Genomic DNA, 20,222 nt, shown 5'->3' with positions numbered 1-20,222 from the left:
GACCTACGAGCACCTTGGGAGCGATCGTTGATGCGGCGACGCAGTAGGATCCAGACGGCGCTGGCCGACGTCGGCACGGCGCACTTCGACGCCGTCGACGTCGCGCGCCTCCAACCGGTCGGCCAGCGCGAGCCACTGGGACGGTACGTCTCCTCGCTGTGGGGCCGCCGCCATTTCATCTGGGCGGACTCCCGGGCCCGGGCCTTCAGCGGCAACCGCGACACGGTCCTCGGCCGTTTCTGGATCGTCGGCCGCCCGATCCTCGACGGCGCCACGTACTTCCTGATCTTCGGCGTGCTGCTCGGGGCGTCGCGAGGCGTGCCCAACTACATCGGCTTCCTCCTGACCGGCGTCTTCATGTTCTCCTTCACGGGGCGGGCGCTCACCGGTGGATCCACGGTGATGAGCAGTGGCAAGACCTTGATCCGGGCCTTCTCGTTTCCCAGGGCGTCGATCCCACTAGGGTTGGTGCTGCGCGACGCGCTATCCATGCTTCCCGTCCTCGCGGTCATGATGGCCATGATCCTGGCCATCCCGCCCCACGCCGTGCTGACATGGCGCTGGTTGTTGTTCCCCGCTGTGGTGGTGCTTCAGGTCTGCTTCAACGCGGGACTCGTCCTCTACACGGCGCGGCTCACCAGTGCCGTGCCAGACCTGCGGATGCTGCTCGGGCTCTTCTCCCGGCTGTGGATGTACGGCTCGGGCGTGATGTTCTCCCTCGAACGTTTCATCACCCATCCGACCCTGCTCGAGATCCTGCAGCTCAACCCCGCGTACTGCGTCATCGAGCTCACCCGTGAGCTGCTCCTCTACGGCACCACCCCGGACCTGAAGCTCTGGCTCACGCTGGCCGCGTGGGCGGTCATCACCCCGATCTTCGGCTTCCTCTACTTCTGGCAGGCGGAGGAGGAGTACGGCCGTGAGTGAACAGGCACTGACCGGGGCCGACGTGCTCGGCGACGAGGAGACCACGGACCCGACGGACGAGTCGGCTCCCAAGAAGGGGATCGAGGTGCCCCTCGGTCGCCCCTCGGTCGTCGTCTCGCGGCTGTCCGTGCACTACCGCGTGCCGAGCAGCGAGCGCGGTGGACCGGACCGGTCCTCGAAGGTGCTGCGTCGCCTCGGCCTTGCCCGCAACGTGACGGTCCGCGCCGTGGACGACGTCTCCTTCGTGGCCCGCTCCGGTGAGTCGGTGGGGGTCGTCGGGCACAACGGCTCGGGCAAGAGCACGCTGCTGCGGGTCATGGCCGGCCTCGAGACACCCACGCGGGGCAGCGTGCTCGCGACCGAGACGCCGTCGTTCCTCGGCGTCAATGCGGCCCTGCTCCCGGAGCTGTCGGGGATGGAGAACATCCGCCTGGGCCTGCTCGCCATGGGCAAGACGCCGGCAGAGGTGAAGGAGACGATCCCCGAGGTGCTCGACCTCGCGGCGATCGGGCGTTCGATCCACCTGCCGATGAAGACCTACTCGTCGGGCATGGGCGCTCGCCTTCGCTTCTCCATCGCCGCTGCAGCGCGACCCCACATCCTGCTCATCGACGAGGCCCTCGCGACGGGCGACGCGGCGAGCAAGGAGCGGGGCGAGAAGAAGATGGCGGAGATCCGGGCCGACGCCGGCACGATCTTCCTGGTCTCCCACGCCGCGCAGACCATCGAGGAGATGTGCACGCGTGCCATCTGGCTGCACGAGGGCCAGATGGTGGCCGACGGGCCCGCCTACGAGACGGCGCGCGCCTACCGCTGGTGGGCCTGGAACATCGCCAAGGGCGAGACCGACAAGGCGGCGGGCCTGCTCGAGGACGCTCGCGCACGTCTCAGCGAAACCACCCCACCCCGTGAGAGCGACGAGCCCAAGGGACGCGCCGCGCGTCGCCGGGCCAGACAGGGACAGAACTGATGACGAAGCGGATCATGACGGTCTACGGCACCCGACCCGAGGCGATCAAGGTGGCGCCGGTCATCAAGGCGCTCGAGGCGAGTGCCGAACTGGACTCCATCACGGTGGTCACCGGGCAGCACCGCGAGATGCTCGACCAGGTGAATGAGATCTTCGGGATCACGCCCGACCACGACCTCAACGTCTTCGCCCACCGTCAGACGCTCAATGCACTGATGTCCAAGGTGTTCGACGGACTCGACGCGGTGCTCGAGTCCGAGGCGCCCGATGCCGTCGTCGTCCAGGGCGACACCTCCACGGTGGCCGCAGCCTCGATCGCCGCCTTCTACCGACAGATCCCGGTGGTGCACGTCGAGGCCGGCCTGCGCAGCGGCGACATCAGCTCACCCTTCCCCGAGGAGGCGAACCGCAAGATCACGTCGCAGGTGACGGCCCTGCACCTCGCCCCGACGTCCACCTCGCGAGACAACCTGCTGCGCGAGAACGTCGACCCGGCCACCATCGCGGTGACGGGCAACACCGTCATCGACGCGCTGTTCCACACGGTCGAGCAGGACATCCCCTTCAACGACCCGGCTCTCAAGGAGATCGAGGCGTCCGGGCGCCCGGTGCTGCTGGTCACGACGCACCGGCGCGAGAACTGGCACGTCATGGAGGTCGTCGGGCGTGCCGTGGCCCGCTTGGCCCGAGAGCTCCCGCACTACAGCGTCGTGCTGCCCGCCCACCGGAACCCGATCGTCCGCGACGCCGTGCTGCCCGCACTCGAGGGCCTCGAGAACGTGCTCGTCACCGAGCCGCTGGCGTACGGAGAGTTCACCCGGATGATGGCGGCCTCGACCATCGTGCTGACCGACTCCGGCGGCGTGCAGGAGGAGGCCCCCTCCCTCGGCAAGCCGGTGCTCGTCATGCGCGAGAACACCGAGCGGCCGGAGGCGGTCGACGCCGGCACCGTCAAGCTCATCGGCACCGACGAGGAGCGCATCGTCGCCGAGGTCTCGCGACTCGCCACCGATTCCGCGCACTACGCCTCCATGGCCAACGCGGTGAACCCCTACGGCGATGGCGCGGCCGCTGCGCGCTCGGTCGCCGCCATCGGGCACCTGCTGGGCGTGGACGATCGACTGCCCGACTTCGACCCGCGCTGACCTCGACGGCTCAATGACGTCCCTGCACACGCACACAACACCGCTGACGGAGGCCCCGCTTCGGGTCTTCCTCAGCGGCAGCTGCGTCTCGAGGGACACGTTCGAGTTCCTCCACCCGGAGTCCTTCGAGCTGGTCGACTACGTGGCGCGACAGAGCCTCATCAGCGCCTTCTCGCCACCGGCGCCGGTGCCTGCCGAGACCGAGGCCATGCCGAGCCCCTTCCAGCGACGCATGAGCGCGAGCGACGCCGCCTCCGAGCTGCCCGCCACCGTGGAGGCCGTGGCGACCGGCACGGACGTGGTGCTGTGGGACCTCGTGGACGAGCGCCTCGGCGTGTGGGAGCACCGCGGAGGCGGGTGGAGCACCGACTCGGTGGAGCTGCGTGCAGCACGAGCGATGATCGGCGCCCCGGCGTCCGACGCCGTGCACCATGCGTTCGGCAGCGCCGTGCACCGTCGGGAGTTCGATGCCGCGCTTCTGCGCTGGCGAGACCTGCTCATCGAGAGCGGACTGCGTGACAGGACGCTGCTCGTCGTCCCACCTTGGGCGGAACGGACGACGACCGGAGAGGCCACCCCTCCCAGCTTCGACCTCGGGGCAGGTCAGGCCAACGCACTCCTCACCGACTACATCGGCCGGGCCAGGGAGGTCGTGGGCGTGCCTGTCGTGGGCGCAGACGACCCGCTCGTGCTGGCCGACCCCGACCACAAGTGGGGCCTGGCCCCCTTCCACTACGACGACCAGAGCTATCTGCGCCTCGCCCTGGCGATCGCCGCCCGGTGCGCCCGGCCGCGCACCGGACACCAGGGCATTCCGGTCGACCAGCGGCCCCCCTCGGTTCGGGCCACCAGCATGCGTCGCCAAGACGCACCGCCGTCCGTGACCCTGTTCTCCGTGGCACCCAACACCGTCACCGCGACGGTTCACCGTTCGACCGGTCGCGCCTTCGCCTTCCACCTCTTCAGCGGACGTGCCATTCTCGCTCGACAACACTACGGGCCGTCCCGCGAGCACTCGTTCGACGTGACCGGACTGGGCCGTGGTCCCTTTCACGTCAAGGCGTTCGTCCTCGACGACGAACGTCAACGGACCTCGGTGGTCAGCCCGCGCGTCCGGCTGGGCTGACGTCAGCGCACGTGCAACGACGCGCTCGTCTCCGCGGTGATCGCGTCGTCCGTCGTCGTCCTGGCGAAGACGCGCACGCGGTAGCGCCCGGGAGGCAGTGCGTCCCACCGGACGGCCGAGCGGGCGGCGTAGGGAAGGCGCCCGACGACATCCTTGCCGCGGTACAGCCTGAACGCGTAGTGCTGGGCGCCCGGAACCCGCGCGACCGCGTCAATCACCCCGCCGGTCGCCTCCTGGTTCAGCTCGACGGTCAGGAACGAACCGCGTGCCTCTGTCCGTGGCTGCGCTGCCGCTCCGGGGAGACCCACAGCCTCGTCATGGAACCTGATGGTGGAGGTGACGTGGGCACGTGCACCGGACATGAGCATGCGAACCACCGGGGACGGCTCCCCCGCGCCGAACTTGGGGAAACGCCACCCCAGGTAACGAGGTGTCTGCTGACCCGCGTGCACCGACAGGTGGAGATCCACGTCCGATGTGAACGACAGGGACATCACGCGCCTCCCCGCGGCCACGAGATCGAAGCCGCCCTCGCCCAGGCGCACGTCGAGACCTTCGCCGACGTTCCACAGGATCTCGATGAACTTCGACTCGTCGCAGGTGATGACATCGTCCACCTCGATCGTCGGATGGCCGGTCGGATCCTCGGTGACGGACACGGCGCGCTCGTGCACGGCTCCTGCGAGCCGTGCGTTGCGGCCGGTGGCCCGGAATCCGTCGCCGCGCACGTCGTCGGCCCTCATCGAGACGTCGTCGAAGCGTCCGTCGTGCCGAGGGGTGCTCCGCCCGGCCACGATCGCCGTGTTGTGTGCGTACTGCGAGTACGCGTACTGGGTGAGCGGGTGCGCGTACTGGTAGCCGTTCGGGCCTGCTTCCCTGAGGAGGTCACGCCCGCCGTGTCGGATCCAGATCGAGTTGTCGTCGGAGTGCTTGTGGTATCCGGACCTGTACGCCGCATGGAAGAGGACGAAGGTGGCGTCAGGATCACCCCACGCCGAGCGGTAGATCGCGTAGCCCGAACGCGGCAGCACCAGCACGCGCGACGAAGGCATCGAGCCCTGGGCGCCTGACGTCGCGGCGTAGAGGAATCCAGCGTCCCGGAACACCTGTCGGGCGACCGTGGGTAGGTGCGTGGGCTGGGTGTCGCTGATGAGCGGGAAGGCCCCGGTGGGCATGACGGCGTGCGTGGCGTACACCGTCGCGCCCTGGAGCAGGGCATCGAGCTCATCGGCGTGATCGGACCCAACCGCAGCGAGGAGGTCGCGGTGCTCCTTGAGGTGACGTGCGACGAGGACGTGGTAGTTGGGGGCGTTCTCGACGTGAACGCCCTCGCTGGTGAAACTCACTCGGAAGTACCCCATGAGACGCTCGTCGGCCGTGCGGAAGTACCGCTCACGGTCCTCGAGGTCCCGCCACGTCCCGAGGGCGGCGTAGGACAGCAGCGCGATGTCCTGGAACATGCCGTGGTTGTTGCTCCCCGCATGGAAGTCGTCCGAAGCCAGCAGGTCGGCCGTGCGGTCCAGGAGATCGCGCAGCCACCCCGTCTCCGTGGGCACGATCTCGCTCAGCTGGGGAAGGATGCTGAGCAGCTGGGTGACGCGTTGTGCGGTGGTCTCGTCGTGGTAGGCCATCGGGTTGGCGGTCCCACCCAGAGGGAACCGGCGGTCCCACTCCTTCAGCAGCACGATGATCTTGTCGGCCATGGCCGCGCGATCCGTGGGCGAGGCGGTCTCGAGGAAGAGCCGGACGTCCGCTAGGAAGAGAAAACCGTGCAGCAGACGAGCCCTCGACCGCTGCTCCTGGTCGTCCCAGGCGGCGACCATGTCCGTGACGACCCCGTGTTCGGCGACGTCCAGCTCGTCGTCGGCCAGGAGCCGTCGTGCGCGCGCGACTCCTGCGGCCCCCGACCCTGCGGGCAGACGCGCTGCGACCTCAGGCGCCAGCCGAGCGAGCAGGGCCCTGCTCGCGTCAGCGCGAGACGACATGCGCAGCGATCGTGTCGGCGAGCCAGCCGTACGCCTCGTCGGTGTAGTGGAACGGGCTGGGACCCCACTTGTGCGATCGGGTCGAGCGCGCCAGGTCGTCAGGCAGCTGCGCGACGGGCAGCCCCCGGGCGGTCAGGTGGGCGAAGTAGCGCTCGTACTGGGCGTTCGCGATGTCGGGCCGCGTCATCCATGCCGGGATCTCGAGAGGCGAGCCGTCATCGAGGTGGTCCGCCCAGGCGGTGCGGAGCACGAGCACCTTGTCGGCGAGACCCACTTCGGCGAACCCGTCGACGACCCTGTCCATGCCGGCCCGCCACAGCTCGAAGTGCTCGTCCGAACCGAACGGGATGTGCTTGGCGTTCCCAGCGACCTCGCGACCGCCGCCACCCCAGAACTCGGCCAGCTTCGAGACGTAGCCGTCCCCGATCGCGATGACACCGCCACGCTCGTCGATGAGGTCGACCAGGACGAGGTCGACGTCCTTCACCCGAGCCGACACGACCTTCAGCAGGTCACCTCGGATGTCACCACGGACGACGCGGTCCTGGAAGGCGGAGGCGAGGGCGGGCAAGGCTTCGGCCACCCCACGCGCCGGCGCGTCCACGCTGATCGCCGACTGGCGGGCGACGTAGTGCACGATCCGGAACGAGTCCGGCAGGTGCGCGAACGTGTCGCGAGACACGCAGCTGCCGTAGATGAGGACACCGACCTGGTGCGCTGATTCAGTCATCACTTCCACGTCCCTCGAGGAGATCGAGCAGCTCGTCCATCACGGTGCCGGCATCGAAGCTCTCACGAGCGACGCGCTTGTAGGCGGCGGGGTCGCGGCGCGTGGTCGCGATTCGATCGACCAGCGCGCCGACGGACGGGCTCACCCAGTCGCGAGGGTAGACAAGATCGGACCCAGGCCAGGCAAGGAGGGCCGGCAGTGCCCCCGATGCCGCCCCGTCGGCGATGGTGAGGTGGAAGGACTCGAAGTCGCTGACCGACAGTGCGATCCCGATGCCGCGATACCACTCGGCCATGTCGTCGCCATGACCGTCCAGCTGGACCGCTCCCGGGTGGGCGGCGTTGATCTTCTCGATACGCGCGTACTGCTCGTCGTAGTAGGCCATCTCGTCGGGCCGGTCGAGCATCCAGGGATAGTCCGCGGGAGTACGGCCCTTGACGCGCAGGCGGTAGTCGTCCTCGCGCTCGAGCAGGCCCTCGAGGACGTCGAGCGCAAGATCCAAGCGCTTCGTGCGGGGCACGATCCCCACCAGTCCCAGCGTCTTCTCGGCCCCCGGATGCTTGTCGAGAGCCAGTCCCACGACGTCGACGGGGTTGGGCACGACGAAAGTCTTCGCCCGGGGCACCCCGTGGCTGTGGACGGCAGCCTCGCGCACGAGCTCGCCGACGAAGACGTACGCATCGACTGACGTGTGCTTGATCCGCGACAGGTGGGCGCGGCGCAGCTCCTGGGAGTGCACCCGCACGAGGAGCCGCTGCCCCGGACCCACGTGCTGCGAGTACCAGACGGCGTTGCCGAGCCCCCACTCGCACATGACGATGTCGGCCCGCGCCAACAGCGCCATGGACTGGTCCTCGTCGTGCTCGCTGTGGGAGACCCACTCGTCGAGGAGCACCTCGGCGCCGGCAGCCCCGAGCGCGGCGATGGTCGAGCGGGCGAACTTGAGGTCGTGGCCCGCGACGACGACCGTGCGACCTGCGAGCTCCCGCGACCGGTCCAGCGTTGCGTCCACGTCGGCATCCGCGGACCTGTCCAGCGGCACGACGGGCGCAGGGACGAGCAGCTCGACGGCCGTGGAGTCGGCGTGCAGGGCCTCGTGCAGGTCACCGTGTCGCGCGAGCAGCTCCCGCGAGGCGAGTCCACGCGTCGAGTCGATGCCCTGCCCCGGGTCGAGGGGGCGCGCCAGTGGTCGCCCGTGCTCGAGGGCGGCCTCGGTGTGCGGAACGATGCGCTCCCAGCTGCCGAAACGGGTGGCCAGGAGCAGGTCCTCGAAGTGCGTGCGTCCGACAGGCTCGGTGACGTGGCCGATGAAGTCGACCGATCCCGTTGCCTCCTCCCACGGCAGCACACGAACGCCCAGGGGCTCGAGGGCGGCACGCGCTTCGTCCGCTCCGGCTGACGCGCAGACGGCGCTCGGGAGCACGGACTGGGAGGCCACCGACGCCAGCAGGTCGGAGCGCGTGGCGTCGAGCACGACGGCATACGTCGGCAGGCCGGGAGCGTGCACCGGGATGCCGGCGGTGCGGGCGAGGATGGTCAGGGCCGAGTCGACCGTGTGCGCACGCAGGACGGCCCGCATCTGCAGCCACGCCTCGCGCAGACGGGCCTGCGGGTCGAGTGACCAGTCGCGCAGCATCGCCCGCCACGTCGCGGTCTGCCCCGTGCTGGGGATCACGGACCCGAACGTCTCCTCGATGCCGCGGCCCGGCCCCGAGAGCACGACGCCACCGCAGGCTGCGACCTCGACCACCCGACGCGAGAACATCGATGGCGAGTCCGCCACCGAGTTGACGTTGAGGTTGGCGATGTGGGCCTTGTAGGAGTCGATGACCTCGTCGTAGGGAAGGCTGCCTCGCACGTCACGCCGGAACTCGGCCGGGAAGTGGTAGGGCGAGTCGGGCACCGCGAGCTGACGGTCGTAGATGGCGAGACCGTGCGGTCTCGCGGCGCCGAGCAGGCGCGACAGCTCCGCTGAGCGCTTCGGGTACCGGTCGCCGTAGTAGGTGCCCGCGTAGGCCACGGTCTGCTCGAACGGTCGCCCGCCCGGCAGGGGGTTGTGGATGAGGGGCTGGGCGTAGAACGGCAACGATGCGGCGGTGCGCACCGTGCCGACACCGGCCTCGAGGTAGGGCACGACCATGTTGCCGTCGGTCGTGAAGACGTGGTCGCAACGCGAGGCCGTGCGCACGAACCTCGCGAAGTGGACCGGGTCCTCCTTGTTCCAGAAGACGCTCGGGATGCCTCGCTCGCGGCAGGCCTCGAGCAGGCCGGCCATGGCGCGGTCCTCCTCGTCGGAGTAGAAGCCCACTCCGCGGTGCCACTGCCCACCGTTGCCCGACCAGGCGGACTCGACGAAGACGAGGTCGAGCCCGTCCAGCTGCTCGGCATAGCCCTCGCGGTCGAGCGGCACGGTCTGTACCGAGGAGGAGAGCGTGCGGCTCGTGAACTCGTCGGCGATGAGTCCGAGGCGCAGGCTGCCGAGGGTGCGCGTCGCGTCAGCATCGACGAGGCTGTCGTGGTTCCTTCGGGCCTCCTCGTGACCCTCACGAATCGTCGACGCCAACGCGAGCCAGTTGCGCTCGTCGATGCACCAGAGGCGCCCGGCGCGACCGAGGTCCGCGCGCAGACCCGGATCGGTGATGAGCCGTTCGAGCACGTCCGCGAGCGCCACGGCGTCGCCGGCCGGGAAGAGCAGGGCCCGCTCCTCGTGCTCGCCCGCGAGATCGACATGGGGCGCGACGTCCGAGAGGACGATGGCCTTTCCGGCGCTCAACCCCTCGAGAGGCTTGAGCGGCGAGACCATCTCGGTGACGGGCAGGGAGAGCCGTGGGCACGGCATGATGTCGAAGAGGCTGAGCATCCGGGGCATCTGCGCCGCCGGCACCCGACCGAGGAAGCGCACCTGCTCTTCGAGGCCGAGTTCGGACACGCGGGCTTCCAGGTCGGGTTGGGCGCTGCCGGAACCCGCGAGGGCGACCTGGAAGGCGATGCCGCGCTCGTGGAGGACCGCGGCAGCGTCGACGAGGGTCGTCAGGCCCTCGTACGCGACCATGCTGCCCGCGAACCCGATGACCGGGACATCGGTGCGCACGCCCATCGCCGCGGCATACGCGGCATCGGTGGGCAGCGGAAGGTACTCGTCGGGGTCGACGGCATTGGTGGCGAGACGCACACGGTCAGCGGGCACGCCCCGTGCGACGAGCTCGTCACGCGTCTGCGCCGTGATGGCGAGCACGAGGTCCGCTTCGGTCGCGACGAGTGTCTCGAGCTGGACCTGCTCGGCGAAGCGCTCGGTGCCCTCCCACCCGGGCTTGTCCGAGGCCTCGGTGATCTCCCACAGGCCGCGCACCTCATAGACGAAGGGCAGCCCGAGCCGTCGGGCGGCGATGAGCGCGGCCAGTCCCACACGGTGGTTCGACGCCGCGTGGATGAGGCTCGGCCGCTGGAGACGGGCCTCTCGCACGAAGGCGTCGGCGCACTGGAGCACGTAGTGGTCGATCGGGGTGGTGCCGAGATTCGCTCCCGGCAGGTGAACGTAGTCGACCCCGCCGATCGTCGCGACGTGCCGCCGTGCGGGCGGCCGCGACCCGTCGGCCGCGGCGTCCCACGGGTAGCCCGCCCGGCCGACGACGACGACGTCCGCGCCGTCCCGACGCAGACCGTCGGTGACCCCCTTGGTGCGGATCGAGTAGCCGTTGGAGTTGAACGCCGGAGTCGAGTACGCGCAGTACATGATGCGGCCGCGCTCCGGCTGGTAGGCGGGGCCGTCCGCGCGCGGTGGCAGCTCGATGCCGTGTGCGATGACGCGATCCGCACCCTCGATGCGGGTCGCGAGGTCGCGACCACGCTGGTCGAGCTGCTCCGCGATGTCACGGTGGTCACGCAGCAACCGAGCAGGCAGGGCGACCATGCCCTGCTGGTACCAGGCCCGCGAGAGCACATGTCCGAGCCGGTCCGGCGCGGGCTGTTCCTCGAAGCGTGCCAGGAGCTCCTCGAAGGAGTACTCGCTCAGCCGCCGCGGGACCGGCGGCGGCGGGCTCGCGGTGCCCGGCGACTCCCCCACCGCCGGGTCGGTGACGGCGGCATCCACCGGAGCAGCCACCTCGATCCCGGCCGTTACGGCAGCGTTCGGCCCTGCCGGACGACGCAGGAGCCCGGCCGGCCGCGTCAGCGTCCGGCCGATCTTGTACGCCTGTGACGAGCGCAGCCGCTTCAGGTCGGCCTTCAGCCGAGCTGTCTCGCTCCGGTAGGCATCCAACGCGCTGTTCGCGCTCCCGAGGCGCTGCTCGAGGTCCTTGTTCTCCTTCTCCAGCCGTCGCAGCTTCGACAGCTGCTTCTCCAGCTCGGAGATCCGTTTGCGCGCCGCAGCGTCACGGGACTTGAGGCCGCGGTGCTTGACCCAGACACTCTGTGGATCGGCGAGGAAGTCAGCGAGCAGCTGACGGTCGAGGGCGGGCTGGTCGCGACTCTCGTCAGCGTGCATGAGGGTTCCCTGGGTGCGGTTCTTCGGACGGGCGGCAGCGTCAGCGCCAGACGCCTCGGGTGTCGATGACCGACTTGTCGGCGAGCACGCCCCGGTCGAGGTTCTTGAACTCCTTGTGGTCGACGAGGAGCACGACGATGTCGGCCTGAGCGATCCCGGGGACGGTGTCGGCCAGGGTCACGTTCTCGAGCGCGGCCAGCGCCTGCGGCAGCTCGTCGACGTTGGGCTCGATCGCGAGGATGCGGGCATCGGGGTGGCGCTGCGCGAGCTGCTTGGTGATGCTGAGCGCCGGCGACTCGCGCAGGTCGTCGATGTCGGGCTTGAACGCGAGACCCAGCGCCGCGATGACGGGCTCCTCGAGACGGCCTGCCAGGTCGGCCACCTTGCCGAGCACGACCTCGGGCTTGTGGTCGTTGACCTCGCGGGCCGTGCGGATGAGGCGGGCGTCCTCGGGGACCGCGCTGACGATGAACCACGGGTCGACGGCGATGCAGTGGCCGCCCACGCCCGGTCCGGGCTGGAGGATGTTGACGCGAGGGTGCTTGTTGGCGAGCTCGATGAGCTCGAAGACGTCGATGCCGAGGCGATCGGCGATGATCGACAGCTCGTTCGCGAAGGCGATGTTGACGTCGCGGAAGGAGTTCTCGGTCAGCTTGGCCATCTCGGCGGTCGTCGCGTCGGTCAGGTGCAGCTCGGCGTCGCAGAAGATCTGGTAGAGGTCCCGGGCGCGCTCCGCGGCCTCGCGCGTCAGGCCGCCGATGATGCGGTCGTTCGTGACGAGCTCGATCATGACGCGACCGGGGAGCACCCGCTCGGGGCAGTGCGCGAACTGGACGACCGGCCGGCCCTCAGATCCGTCGAGGGAGAGGTCGGGCCGCGCCTCGAAGACGCGGGCCGCCATGTGCTCGGTCGCGCCGGGGGGCGATGTCGACTCGAGGATGAGCAGCTCGCCACCCTCGAGCTGCGGGATGATCGCGTCGGTCGCGGCGTCGATGTAGCTGAGGTCGGCCTCGTAGCCGTCCTTGAACGGCGTCGGGACGGCGACGATGTAGGTGCTCGCCTTGGGCGTGTCCTTCTGGGCCGAGAGCATGCCCTGGCTCACCGCACCGGCCACGTGGGTCGCAAGGTCCGGCTCGACGAAGGGCACCTCACCACGGTTGACCGCATCGACGTGCCGGTCGCTGACGTCGACGCCGATGACCTTGACGCCGTTCGTGGCGAGGATCGCCGCCGTGGGCAGGCCGATGTAGCCCAGCCCGATCACTGCAACCGTCTGAGTTGCCATCAGGTTCCATCCTTTGAGGTTTCGCGGCATCATGCCCGCTCGAGCAGTCTGGAATCTACCGGAGAGCCTCCTGTCGCCCAATTTCACGCGGCGCGGAGGTCTCTCGCGGGAGGCACCGGGTGCCAAGCCTGTCTATCTCCTCGCGCCCACGCCGATTCCGAGTGCGTCCACCCATGCGGCGGCGAGTCCGCCCAAGTCGTATTGGGCTGCCAACGACTGCACTTCAACCGAAAGGTCTGCGTGCTTGCCTGCCGCAACTGCCTCTCGCACGAGGGCCGAGGCGGATGGCGAGTCGTGCACGATGACGCCCGCCGGGAAGATGTCCTCCGCGCCCTGCCGGTTCCACACCACAGGAACCGCGCCGGAGGCCATACCTTCCACGGCGGCGAGGTGAAACGACTCTCGGTCACTTGGAGAAAGAAGCCATCCGATCTCTGAGAGCCAGTCCGGCACGTCTGGCCCGTCTTCCTCGAAGAAGATGTGCGACGCCAACGCGGGTGTCCGCCGGATCTTGGCGAACACGGCATCGAACCGGACGCGTTCCTGTGGGTCCGTCCACATCCACGGCGCTTGTATCGGTGACTTGCCCTTGACGAATAAGGAGTATCGGTCGTCGTGGCTGACGAGCTCCTCCAGAACCGCGACCGCACGGTCAAGACGCTTGAGAGACGGCCGCCAGCCAAGAAGTCCGAGGTTGAACTCAGCACCCTGTGATTTGGGACGCGCCAACAGCTCGGTGTCGACGGCGTTTGGAATCACTACCGTCTTATCGGGGTCCAGTCCCCACTTCTCGATGCCTGCGCGGCGGGTGTGCTCGGAAACGAAGACGACACGGTTCACGCGTCCGAAGTGGACACCGTCCGCCCAAGGGCCCAGGAGTTCGTAGCCATGGACACGGATGACAAGCCATTGCTCCGCCGCGACGTTGTGCGAGTAGAACTCGGCAGCGCCTGAGGCGAACTCCACCCATACGACGTCCGCCCCGTCAAGGACTGCCCTCGCCTCCGACACGGGCGTGGCGTGCTGCGACTGCCACTTGGAACGGCTTAGCTGCACGTCCGACCGACGCGAAAGATCGTCCGCAATCGTGCGAGCGAATTTGAAATCGTGTCCGACAAGCGCCACACGGCACTTCTTGCCGCCCCGGACAGGCTTTTCGACCCTCCCGTACCGGGTCAGAGGATCGGCTGTGGCAATTGCACCTGACGGCGGCTGACAACCCAGCCCCCACGGCCATACCGTAACCCTCCCGATCAATGAAGGCTGGTGTCGCTCGAGGTCGTTCCTCTCCTCGGCAGTCTTCACCACCACCCGTACGACTCCTGCACTCTGGTGAAGCTCGCTCCATTCCGTGAGATCCCAAACGCCCCATGCCCCCTCGGGCAGGTCTAACCAGGGAAGATCTTCAGTCTTCTCGTGTTGGGCTAGGTAGGCCGCGAAGGCCACATCGGACGTGGCGACGGCGGTCAGGGGCCATCCTCGATGAAACTGGAGGAGACGCCACGTCTGACGCCCGAAGGTGTCGCTGCTGATGGCCGCCGACGCCTTGGGGTCCACTCGAAGATGCCCCCGGCCTGCGTTGTCGCGAACGTACGTCACTGTAGCGCCGCTGGCGTCCCATGCACCGCCTCCGCACGCTTCCCTCACGGCGGGGTCTGAGAGCCTCAACGAGAGCGTACGTGTGACGGCAAACGCACAACTTAGGTGCAGGTCGAGGGGAACCGTCTCTTCGCTCGCCACAAATGACCACAGCGACTCTGGCGGGGACAGTGCCCCTTCCGTCAGCTCGAGAAATCTTGAGGTGTCGAGATGTCCCATGGAGGCCAACTGGTCGTGGAGTGACTTAGGGCATACCACCAGAGCTGCGGAGGCAAGAATCGTCGAGATCTGATGGCGCAGTTGAGGCCGCTGGTATTCCGAACTGTCGTCGGCAGGGATGCACACCATCAGCCGTCCAGCGAACGTGGCGTTACCTGCCAGTACGCGCGCCATAACCTGCCCACGGCAGGCTATGCCGTCGACCCGCAGCCGCGACGCGATCTGAACAGCGAGCCAAGCCAGACGACGATGCTCTCCCGGGGCGCAGTCGACAGGTGCAGTCGACACCAGGGGGTGCGAGAGCAGCGGCGAAGCCTGGTCGGCGCCATCGGGCGTGGCCGACGTCGCCGTCACAATTGTGACTTCAACACCACCATTGCAGAGCGCCTGCACGAGGTTCTGATCGAACTCCGTGAGCACTTCTCCGCCGTCGGGAACATAAACTAGATGCACGTATTACTCTTTCTCGACGTTTGAGGCCAGCGCCAACGCCTGCAGCGTCTCTATTACAGGATGGGGATATTCCATGGATCCCCGCGTCGGCTGCGAACGCAGATTCGGCAAATACTCTGCACTACCTAGATCGATTGGCCTCCGGGCCGTCCTGTCCGCCAGGACGAGCACGGGAACGTGCATGGATTCGCAAAGGACAAGGAGGCGCCGCATCGCCCCGCAAGCCCTTCCCCTAGAGTCGAGATGTCGGCGCCAAACCGAACTCTTGACATAGCATTCATCGACAATGACGTGCGTCGGACGCAAGATCTCGAATGCCGCGTCCACCAGGCCGGGGCCGATCTTCGCCACGCGAAGATTTTCGCTCAAACTTCTAAGCAGGCCGGCGCTGGCTACCACACAAACGCTGAAGACTTGGTCAGATCCCTGTGTTCGCGAAAGTTCTAGTCCGAGAAGTCGAAGCAATTCGACGTCTGACGCAATTGGAGTATCACTCCGTGCCGCAGGTTCGGGAATCATGCCTTCTTGGGCATTCGCGCGAAGGATCTCAGTAATCGCCACCACCGCCTAGGCGCTTGACAAGTTCTTCGGTCACGTACTCATAGAAGGCAGCGGAGTAGTGGTAGGGAGCAATGCCCCAGCGATGGGCTCGGGTTGTGACACACAGCTCCGCCGGAACCTCCAACAGACTCACGGACTGATCCCGCAGGAAGTCGAAATACCGTCGGCTCAGGTCGTTTACGCGACTAGGGTCCAACTTGCTGCCACCGAAAGGAAAGACGTCCCCTTCAACACTTCTGACCGCCCAGTCATGCTGGAGGGCCAACAGCTTGTCCCGAAGGCCAAGACCGTCCAAGAAGACCAGCAACTCATTGACGGCCGCGCTCCACATCTTGAAGTGCTCATCCGTCGCGAACTTCACATGTACGTGATCAGGGGCAATTTTCTCTCCAAGGCCTGAGCGCGAGAACTCCATCGAGTTCGTGAGCACCGAACCGTCGGCGGAAACGAGCACCCCGTTGCGCTCATCGACGAGGTCCATCCACACCACATCGATGAGATCGTGACTAGCCCTCAACGACGCTACAAGACTCGCCGAAAGGTCCCCCCGGACGGCCTGAGACTGGAACGGAGAGTCCAGCCCCGGATCAAGGTCATTCCATCCCTCGCTCTTGGGACCGAACGAACTGATGAGGCTTTGCCGCGCGACGTAACCCACCAGTTTCAGTCGCTCAGGATCGAAGTACTCGACGGTGTCCCGGCAGACACAGCTTCCGTGGATAAAGACACCCGAGGGCCCACTCTGCTGGCTCACACCACACCCGCTTGCGCGAAAGACTCTTCCGCGGCTGCCATAACTGCCCTCAGCCGCCTGATGTAGGCGGTAGCAGAGAAGTGTTCGCGAACGAAGGCAAGGGCGAGCTCGCTCTGCCGCTGGAAACTCGCGTCGTCAGCCCAAGATGCGCTCACTATGCCTGCCACCTCGGCAGGCGTGGCGTAGATGGCAGCGCTGCCGAAGAGTGGTTCCATGTACGCGGGCAGAATCACCACGCAGCCGGACGCCATAGCCTCGAGCGCCGCCATTCCGAAGGACTCGATGAGCTGTGATGAATGCATGTACACCCAGAAGTCGACCTCTGAAACGAACGCTCGAGGTTCCACCGATCCGAAGGGATGCACCTGCACGCCAGCGACGGACAGGTCGATCAGACTCTTGATTGATCCCGCCCCCCCCAGAATGCGGGTTTCGTAGCGGTCGCCTCCTATGTAGGTCGCGCTGATCTCTTCCTTCGAGTCGGGCCACTTCAGCCGGTGGTCTCGAGAGTGCCGACCTAACACCGGTTGCCTCCGAGCAGGGTGCTTGGGCTCGTGCGCGATGTCGCGGTCAAAGACGAATCCTGGCCAATCGAAATCCGCGAGGGCAACTTCTGGAGCAAGGATACGGAGCAGGCTTCGAGTGTGCGGGGACTCAGGACTGATCGTGACGGGAGCGCCGAACGCGCGCTGAGCATTGAGGCGGCACCGTTCAAGGTCGTAGCACGCCTCGTCCCCATTAATGCCCATCGGCGCCGTGTTCGCGACGATCAGTGTGCGCTGGGAAACAACGTTGGGCTGCAGATTGTCCGCGTACTCAAGTACGGACGGGTTACGCACGAGAAGGACTCGCGTTTCGACCGTATCCTCCATGGCCAGGACGGGGATCCGCAATTCCGAGACGGTGCGCGCGACCGCAGCGTTGAACGGCCGCGGAGCCCGCAGCACCGGGCTGCTGAGCTGCAGTACGGCGACTCTCAGCCCGGCTTCGTGAGCGGCCCGAATCTCGGCGTTGGTGAGCGATGAGTTTCCTCCGGGAAACCGAAAATCGGTGCAATACACGACGTCAAACGGCTCGTAGCGTGGTCGTCGTTGGCCCGACAGGAAGTTCTGGGGTACCGGGAACGGTCGCTCGGAGCTGCTGAAGTCGACCGACACCTCTTCGTTCGGAACGATGGAACTCTTCAACTGCAGGTGCCAGTTCTGGTAGAGGAGCCCGTAGGTTTGACGGCCGAAGTCCAGCGCTCCCTTTCGAATCTCCCCAGAGGTCAAAGAGCCTTGGCGGGACCGCATGAATGAAAGAGGAGGAGTCTCGATAGAGGCGACACGCTTGCCCGTGGCAGCGAAAATGCGATCGTGAAACTCGGCGTCTGCGGCTCGGTTGAGGTCGTCCCACATACCGAGCCGTCTGACGTCATCGGCGCGAATCATCAAAGACGAGTAGTTGCGCTGGTTGAATTCCGGGTTGTCGTTGATGCGAACGAACCTCCCGTCTTCGTCAACGCGAGCCATATAGGACATATTTGCTACCATGCCGGGGTCCGCGATAAGTGCCTTGACCTGTGTCTCGACCTTCTGAGGGTGCGACCAGTCGTCGTCGTCATGAACGGCTACGAACTCGCCCTTGGCCATAGAGAATGCGCGGAGACGAGCCCGATAGGCACCCTGATTGCTTTCCAGGCGCACCAGCGTCAGGCGCTCGTCGGCCGGCGCGACGGACTTCAGGTACTCCCACTCACTGTCATCGCTGTGGTCGTCCACAACAATGAGCTCCAAATTGGCCCACGTCTGCGCCAGCACGCTCTTGATCGCTGTGAGAATGTGGGCGGAACCGTTGTACGTCGGCATCATTATGGTGACGAGCGGCCCGTTGGTGACGCTCGGGGCTTCCACCTCTAGACGCTCGAGCAGATCAGCACCACCGGCCTGGACGGTGATCGGAGCGATATTGGCTGCCGACAGCTGTCGATTCAGATGGCGAAGCGCGTGCTGGGCGTTCTGATCCGACCGCATTTCGTGGTTGTGCTCGAGCAGCGCGACCTGCACGGGAAACCGTTCTTCGAAATTCGTTTCGCGGAAGACCGATATCAGTTCTTCGTGCAGCCCTGCTGCCTCCAAGAGCTCGGCGTAGATCAACGTTGCTCGTTGGTCGAAGATGCTCAGACCCCACAAACGCGCAGTCAACCGAAACAAGCTGAGCGCGTCGTCGATGTCTTGCTGCGTGAAAGATTGGTCGGCTACGACTCGCGCGAGGCTGAGGAGTGACCGTGGATGCCAACTCCGAAAGACGCGCACACGCGTGTCGTCAATCAGTCCGCCCTGTGAAGAACGGGAGACTGTCACGACATCCTTGTAACCAAGCAGCAGGTTGGTGGCGCTCCGTGCGATCACGTCACGCGCCGCAACGCTCGCGTTCCTCATCGCGATCTGCTCCATCACGCGGATATCCTTGTGATGCTGACCACCGTAGAAATAGTCTGGTCCGAGTGCCACATTGACCGTCATCCTGGGCGCCGACGCGCCGATCGCCTGAGCGCGACGGATCTCGGCGGCGACGTGATCTTTGATGATCTGGGCTTGAGAGGCGGCGCTCGTCGTCGGCGCGCCAGCGGCACATCGCAGCGCTGCAGCGGCCTTCTCAGCGCGTTGCTCCATCGTGCGTAGCTGGTCGGTGAGGCCGGCCACCTGCGCAGCGTGGGTCATCTGCGCGTTTCGCAGCTGCACGTTCGCCGACTGCTCGCGTTCACGCAAGTGCGCCAACTCCGCAGTCAGGGTGCGAACTTCGTTCTGGTCTAGGTGTTCCGCCGTCATGGTTGTCCAAGTGTCAGGTTTGGACCCGAGCCCAGCGGATCCCGTGTGTCAGGCGCACCGAAACTACCGTATTGCCGCCCCTACCCGCGCGTCGGTCCCACCCGGGCGGGCCCCTGTGAGCCCGACACCAGGACCTGCCGACCACCCTCGACCCGTTGGCGCTGAGCCCTAGGCATCCCGGCGCAGTCTCCGCCTAACACAGGTCCGCCACGGCAGGTCGGAAGCGCGCGCGGCGCGACTCGGCATAGGATCGAGCGTCACAATATGCAAGGTAAGGGGCTCAAGGGTGTTCTTCGTTGGTCACACGCGATTCAGTTTGTATCTGCCGGGATCCACGGCGTGGGCCGCGACTCGTCGATTCTCGTCGGCGGAGGAGTATCAGGCATACCTTTTCTCGGAGGAGAGACTGGCACCCCGCGCTGAGATGTTCTTCGAGAGGTCGCTGCCTCAGATTGACTTGGCAGTGCGTTCGCACCGCGTCCAGCACATCGTGTCCTACTCGGATGTCCTTCCGTCGGACTACAAGAACAGAATGCACGAGGCGTCTACCAAATATCCCTGGCTGGTTCTTGACGAGTACGAGGACGGAAGGGGCAAGTACAACGCCGATCGCGTGGCGGCGAACATGCTGCGGCACAATGGCGTCGCCGGAGGCATCTACGGCAACTATCGTCTCGATGACGACGACCTTCTCGCCGTCGATTACTTCGATAGGATGGCCGCCCACATGCACGATTCATCGGTCGGCATGTACGTATCACTTGGGGCCGGCATCACAGCCATTCAAAGTGCTGGAAGATTCTGGAACGCCCGCCACGTCATGCAAAGGATGTTCTCGGCAGGTTTGCTTAGTGTCTGCCGTCGGAACGAGGACGGCACGGTAGATCGTCCGCTCAACTACTTCTCCCATCACTTGGCGGACCAACGCTCGCCAGTCATAAGCGACTCCCGATCGCCCGGCTTCTTCTGGAACCGGACGGTGCTTCAAGACACCAGCTTCAGCACGTCAGAAGTCGATCTACCGCGGCTCAACAACGAATTGTCACGGCTTCGCAGCCCAGCATCAACTCATGAAGTTATTGACCTGTTCCCTGTAATGCAGGGACTGGTTGAGCTGGAGGCTGCTCCCGTGGCCTCCTAGACCGAAGTCAGAGCCGTCGGGCCGAATCCGCGAG

General features: G+C 66.4%; 12 protein-coding genes. 5 read left to right on the top strand and 7 right to left on the bottom strand.

The features are described 5' to 3' along the window. Positions 1 to 30 precede the first annotated feature (30 nt). The 4 genes from ABD979_RS06790 to ABD979_RS06775 are packed head-to-tail and all read left to right on the top strand — an operon-like array spanning position 31 to position 4,168. Entirely contained in the window at positions 31 to 927 is an 897-nt protein-coding gene (locus ABD979_RS06790) for an ABC transporter permease (protein ID WP_345506691.1), read from the top strand. Further along, a complete protein-coding gene (locus tag ABD979_RS06785; RefSeq protein WP_345506690.1) occupies positions 920 to 1,897 on the top strand; it encodes an ABC transporter ATP-binding protein in 978 nt (325 codons plus the stop codon). The genes ABD979_RS06790 and ABD979_RS06785 overlap by 8 nt, the downstream gene beginning before the upstream one ends. Continuing rightward, positions 1,897 to 3,042 carry a non-hydrolyzing UDP-N-acetylglucosamine 2-epimerase gene (wecB, locus tag ABD979_RS06780; protein WP_345506689.1) on the top strand — a complete coding sequence of 382 codons (1,146 nt, stop codon included), beginning with the start codon at positions 1,897 to 1,899 and terminating at the stop codon, positions 3,040 to 3,042. The genes ABD979_RS06785 and wecB overlap by 1 nt, the downstream gene beginning before the upstream one ends. After that, on the top strand, positions 2,957 to 4,168 hold the full coding sequence (locus ABD979_RS06775) for a DUF6270 domain-containing protein (protein ID WP_345506688.1): 1,212 nt from the start codon (positions 2,957 to 2,959) through the stop codon (positions 4,166 to 4,168). Before wecB ends, ABD979_RS06775 begins: the two co-directional genes overlap by 86 nt. A gap of 2 nt (positions 4,169 to 4,170) precedes the next feature. Here ABD979_RS06775 and ABD979_RS06770 read toward each other — a convergent pair whose 3' ends face one another. The 7 genes from ABD979_RS06770 to ABD979_RS06740 form a co-directional block, all read right to left on the bottom strand. Beyond that, positions 4,171 to 6,153 (bottom strand): heparinase II/III domain-containing protein, encoded by a 1,983-nt coding sequence (locus tag ABD979_RS06770; protein ID WP_345506687.1) that lies wholly within the window; start codon positions 6,151 to 6,153, stop codon positions 4,171 to 4,173. Next, the gene (locus ABD979_RS06765) at positions 6,137 to 6,883 is read right to left on the bottom strand and encodes a DUF6270 domain-containing protein (RefSeq protein WP_345506685.1); all 747 of its coding nucleotides are present in this window, start codon (positions 6,881 to 6,883) and stop codon (positions 6,137 to 6,139) included. Before ABD979_RS06765 ends, ABD979_RS06770 begins: the two co-directional genes overlap by 17 nt. Then, complete coding sequence (locus tag ABD979_RS06760) at positions 6,876 to 11,366, bottom strand: glycosyltransferase (protein WP_345506684.1); 4,491 nt, start codon at positions 11,364 to 11,366, stop codon at positions 6,876 to 6,878. The genes ABD979_RS06765 and ABD979_RS06760 overlap by 8 nt, the downstream gene beginning before the upstream one ends. A gap of 40 nt (positions 11,367 to 11,406) precedes the next feature. Then, positions 11,407 to 12,651 (bottom strand): UDP-N-acetyl-D-mannosamine dehydrogenase, encoded by a 1,245-nt coding sequence (wecC, locus tag ABD979_RS06755; RefSeq protein WP_345506683.1) that lies wholly within the window; start codon positions 12,649 to 12,651, stop codon positions 11,407 to 11,409. A gap of 132 nt (positions 12,652 to 12,783) precedes the next feature. Continuing rightward, complete coding sequence (locus ABD979_RS06750; protein WP_345506682.1) at positions 12,784 to 14,889, bottom strand: glycosyltransferase; 2,106 nt, start codon at positions 14,887 to 14,889, stop codon at positions 12,784 to 12,786. Positions 14,890 to 15,469: 580 nt separating this feature from the next. Continuing rightward, positions 15,470 to 16,237, bottom strand: coding sequence for a DUF6270 domain-containing protein (locus ABD979_RS06745; RefSeq protein ID WP_345506681.1), 768 nt, complete (start codon positions 16,235 to 16,237; stop codon positions 15,470 to 15,472). Continuing rightward, entirely contained in the window at positions 16,234 to 19,047 is a 2,814-nt protein-coding gene (locus tag ABD979_RS06740) for a glycosyltransferase (protein WP_345506680.1), read from the bottom strand. Before ABD979_RS06740 ends, ABD979_RS06745 begins: the two co-directional genes overlap by 4 nt. A 286-nt stretch (positions 19,048 to 19,333) precedes the next feature. Here ABD979_RS06740 and ABD979_RS06735 point away from each other — a divergent pair, with 286 nt between their 5' ends. After that, a complete protein-coding gene (locus ABD979_RS06735) occupies positions 19,334 to 20,188 on the top strand; it encodes a glycosyltransferase (protein WP_345506679.1) in 855 nt (284 codons plus the stop codon). Positions 20,189 to 20,222: the final 34 nt, after the last annotated feature.

Origin of the sequence: Terrabacter aeriphilus (assembly GCF_039542985.1) — a bacterium.
GTDB lineage: Bacteria > Actinomycetota > Actinomycetes > Actinomycetales > Dermatophilaceae > Terrabacter > Terrabacter aeriphilus.
The sequence above is the reverse complement of the archived record's forward strand: the minus strand, read 5'-3'. Positions and strand labels throughout refer to the sequence as shown.